This is a genomic window from Nocardiopsis sp. NPDC055879, assembly GCF_053615935.1.
Genome location: NZ_JBSHCT010000065.1, coordinates 1 through 3757 on the forward strand (window position 1 = coordinate 1; position 3757 = coordinate 3757).

4 protein-coding genes are annotated in these 3757 nt (G+C 66.2%); 1 reads left to right on the plus strand and 3 read right to left on the minus strand.

Annotated elements, in window-relative coordinates:
- Positions 1-134 precede the first annotated feature (134 nt).
- Positions 135-725: a hypothetical protein gene (locus ACWGKS_RS29650; RefSeq protein WP_358516319.1), complete on the plus strand. Its 591-nt coding sequence runs from the start codon at positions 135-137 to the stop codon at positions 723-725.
- A gap of 54 nt (positions 726-779) precedes the next feature.
- Here the strand turns inward: ACWGKS_RS29650 and ACWGKS_RS29655 are convergent, their stop codons facing one another.
- Genes ACWGKS_RS29655 through ACWGKS_RS29665 form a run of 3 tightly spaced genes read right to left on the minus strand, consistent with a single transcriptional unit; the run spans position 780 to position 3443 of the window.
- Positions 780-1970, minus strand: coding sequence for a hypothetical protein (locus ACWGKS_RS29655; protein WP_358516316.1), 1191 nt, complete (start codon positions 1968-1970; stop codon positions 780-782).
- Positions 1963-2301, minus strand: coding sequence for a helix-turn-helix domain-containing protein (locus ACWGKS_RS29660; protein ID WP_358516313.1), 339 nt, complete (start codon positions 2299-2301; stop codon positions 1963-1965). The genes ACWGKS_RS29655 and ACWGKS_RS29660 overlap by 8 nt, the downstream gene beginning before the upstream one ends.
- Entirely contained in the window at positions 2298-3443 is a 1146-nt protein-coding gene (locus ACWGKS_RS29665; RefSeq protein ID WP_358516310.1) for a tyrosine-type recombinase/integrase, read from the minus strand. The genes ACWGKS_RS29660 and ACWGKS_RS29665 overlap by 4 nt, the downstream gene beginning before the upstream one ends.
- Positions 3444-3757: the final 314 nt, after the last annotated feature.

Genomic DNA, 3757 nt, shown 5'->3' on the forward strand with positions numbered 1-3757 from the left:
TAACCCACCTACCAGGGGCTTCTTGCTGTTCAGAAGGGGTTCGGGGAGACCGGTACGGGGCTGTGACCTGCACCTTCAGGATGAAAAAGGCTCACTCCATGCTTCGCGCAACTCCGATCCCCCAGGGCGTACACATGCTGCTGAACATTCTGGTGGCTTGCCTCACCGCAGCCGCGACCATCGCCGCCGTCCTAGCGGCTCGCCTGGAGTGGCGGGTGCAGCCGCAACATACTTGGTTGGTGCGCCATTCCAGGGAGTTGAATCCATCCCTCAAGGATCCGAGTGCGAAACATATGTTGAAGCCAAGTGATGAGCACACAGACCACGTCTCTGTCTTCTGCGAAGGAGACGCTATCGTCCATGATGTGTCGGTGGAGTTCGTGGGCTGCACACCCATGACGCCTTGGCAGGAACGATGGAGAAGCGTCATGACCGGGGGCGCCGATCCGGTTAAAGCTGCAGTTAGGGTTCCTGCTCAGGAACAAGGAGACGCCTGGGTCGAGATCCAGTGGACTACACTCCGGCCGCTTCGTCGACACGGCTGGCGGCAAAGCATGAGGCCGAACCTTCGCTACCAGCGATGGTCCTGGAAGTTTTCATCCCTGCGCCTACAAAAGCGTCACGAGGAAAGCCTGTTCGGTTATCGATGGGTGCGAACAAAAGGCGCTTGGAAGGACGTCAAGGACCATCCTCTGCATAAAATTCCCCGCAGTGAACCTCACTAAGAGTATTATTTTCTGGGGTGCAAGACAGCCTCCAACGCGAAATGTCTCCTAAGGCTATGCGTAGTCGCTGGGGGCGTAGCGGTTCCAGGTCCCGCCAGCCTGGGCAACGACTCGGGTGGTGGTCTTGTCGTGGAACCCCAGCGCTCGAGCGATGACCGGTGCGGGGGCCTGGAGCACGAGTTGGCGCAGTGCGGAGGAGCGCACCGCTGTTCCGGGGATGCCGATGTCGCGGATCAGGTCGGCGAGGCTGTGCGGGTGAAGAGGGCGCCCTGCCCGAGTACCCGGGAAAAGCCAGGAAACGCCGCCGTTCGCGGTGTTGATGTTGGCTCGCTCCGCTGCGGCCCGCAGCAGCAGGTCAGCGAACGGTTCGGGGACCGGAGTCGGTGGGTCTCCGAGGCGAATGAGCACCTGGCCGTCGGTGTCCTTGGTGATGTCGTCGGTGGTCAGCAGGACAATGCGGCTCGCGGGTTGAGCGAAGAGCAGCATCAGGCAGGCCGCTGCCCGGGAGCGCAAGGGGCCTGCCTTCTCGTCCAGGACCCGGCGTAGGAGTTCGAGCCGTCGATGCTGGGTGAGCCGTTGGCCTTCGGTGATCGCCAGCCGGGGGAAGGTCAGCTTCGCGGGGGTGCGGCTGGTGTCGCGCGCCCAGGTCAGGAAGGCCCTCAAAGCGCGTTGTTGGTGCAGGGGGTGTGTGACGTGCCAACGGTCGATCTCAGCCTGACCCACCACTCCCAGAGCCAGATCCTGCTCATCCAGCCAGATGAGGAACTCGTGGGCTCGGTTGAACTGCTGCGCTGCGTGCATCCCAGTGCTGGGGGTCAAGGGCCGGCGCTCGGCTCGTGCGCGGAGCTTGGGCATCTGGTGCCAGGTCGCGAACTGCTCTAGGAGCGGAAGGTGCGACTGGCCGTGGAGCTCGCTGAAGCGGCGGTGCAGCCAGCTCTCGTAGTGCAGCAGGTACTTGTCGGCCCGGGGCAGGAGAGCGCAGGCCATGAGCAGGTCGCGCAGGTGTGCGGCGGCCCGCCACTCGGGGTGTTCGCGGAAAGCCCGATGGGTGAGTGGCAGGCTGCCCTCCGCCAGCTCGCGCAGGAGCAGGCGGGCTTTGGGGCCACGGATCCAGGCTGAGGCGCTCCGGTGCCGGGGCATGGCCAGGATCGCTTCCCGCAGCGGCTCCAACTGCGGATTCGGCCGCCCGGTGCCGTCGTCCAAGAGCGCGTCCACCTTCTCGGCCAGGGTGCAGGGTCTACCCACCGTTCGGATCGATCCGGGCGCTCTTGGGCCGCAGCGGAACGACTCCGTCGGCCGAGCCCGCCGTTTCGCCGGTGGCGGTGCGCCGCGGGGCGGCGTTCTCGGCCCGGGTGGCGATGAGGTCGGCGGGGGTGCACTCGAAGATGTCGCAGAGCGCGGCCAGGACCGGCAGGGAAAGCCGTTCGGGGCTCTGGGTGACTAGGCGCCAGACCTGGACCGAGGACAACGCGATGCCGCGTTCGGCCAAAGGGCGGGAAAGGTCGGTGGCGGTGAACATGCCGTGTTCGGCCATGACCTCCCGCAACCGCCATTGGTAGCTGACCTGCCGCTTCATCGCTTCGTCCTTCCGGTGTCCAGGGCCGTCTTCATCGTGGCATCCATCGCCTTGCGCAGGGTCCGGGTGCGAAAGTCCGAGGAGACGCAGGTATAGAGGGAGGTGGTGGAGGCGTGTTCGTGGCCGACCTGTTCTTGGACGAACCGGGGGTCCCAGCCGTCCTCGATCAGGTGCGTGACATAGGAGCGCCGCAGTGAGTGCAGGTCCAGGCCCGGGTCGAGGCCGATCGCGTCACGGTAGGCGGCGAAGCGGGTGTTCATCTGCGAGAACCCGATGCGGGGCCCGCGCTCGGAGGGCCACAGCGCCGGGGAGTCGGCGTGGGTGCAGGCCGGGCGGGCTTCCTCGACCCACTGGTCCAGCACGTCCACGATCCAGTCCATCCCGCCGATCCCCTCGCGCGGGCCGACGGTCAAGACGCTGCGGCGCTTGGGCGGTGAACCCTTCATGGCCTTGCCCCAGCGCACGTAGCAAACGCCGTAGCCGCCGAACTCGCGGGCGTGGGGGTTGGGGCCGAAGTCGGCCAGGTCGAGCATGCGCACCTCGCGGCGGCGGAGCCCGTAGGCGTAGGCGGTCTTGAACAGGGTGGCGTCGCGGAAGGCGGGCAGCCAGCCCTTGCGGCCGGCCCCGCGCACCCGGTGGACCTGGTCGTCGGCGTGGTCGAAGAAGGCCAGGAGTTCAGCGCGGGTGAAGGCCCTCTTGGAGGGGTCGGCTTCGGATTCTTGCAGGTGGTGGGCGGTGTTCCACTCGTGGCAGACCTGGACGGGGTGGGTGCCGAACCTCTTCTCGCACTCGGCGGCCCAGTCGTAGGCGGGGTCGGTGAGGAAGGCGCAGAAGGAGCGGACGGCCTCGGCGTAGTTGCGCAGGGTGGACTGTTTCAGGTGGCGGACGGCTCGCAGGTCCCCGAGCCACTCGTCGACCATCTGCGCAGACCACTGCCAGGGGAAGGCGTCAGCGTGGCGGGTGAACGCCTGCACCGCGTTGTGGCGACCCTCGATCGTGGACAGGGCCAGGTTGCGGGCCATCTGCTGATTGCGCCAGCCTTCCAGCATCGCCTCGGCGACCTGTTCCTCGGGGCGCAGCAGCGTGGTCCCACCGACCAGATGCAGCCCCGCCGCCCCTGGCACCGTGCCGTTTCGGGTCACGCTCCGCCACCTTCCACCGATTACATCAAACGAAAGGATCTTTCATCAGAAGTAATCGGTTGGCAAATTCGCAGGTGAGAACGGGGTTCCTGGAGCCTCAGGCGGGCGCTAGTCTGGCGGTCCTCCTCCTGGAGCAGCGCGGGAAGCCCTCCAGGTCAGCGTGTTTCGCCGGATGTGTCGGGTGGTCGGTGACTTCACCTGATGAAATAGCGGTTCCTTAGAGCGTGTTTGAGAAGGGGTAACGGTCCGGGCACTTCCCCCACGCTGCTGCTGTCAGGCCGCAAGCATGAGCCCCATGCCGCGACGCCCGACCT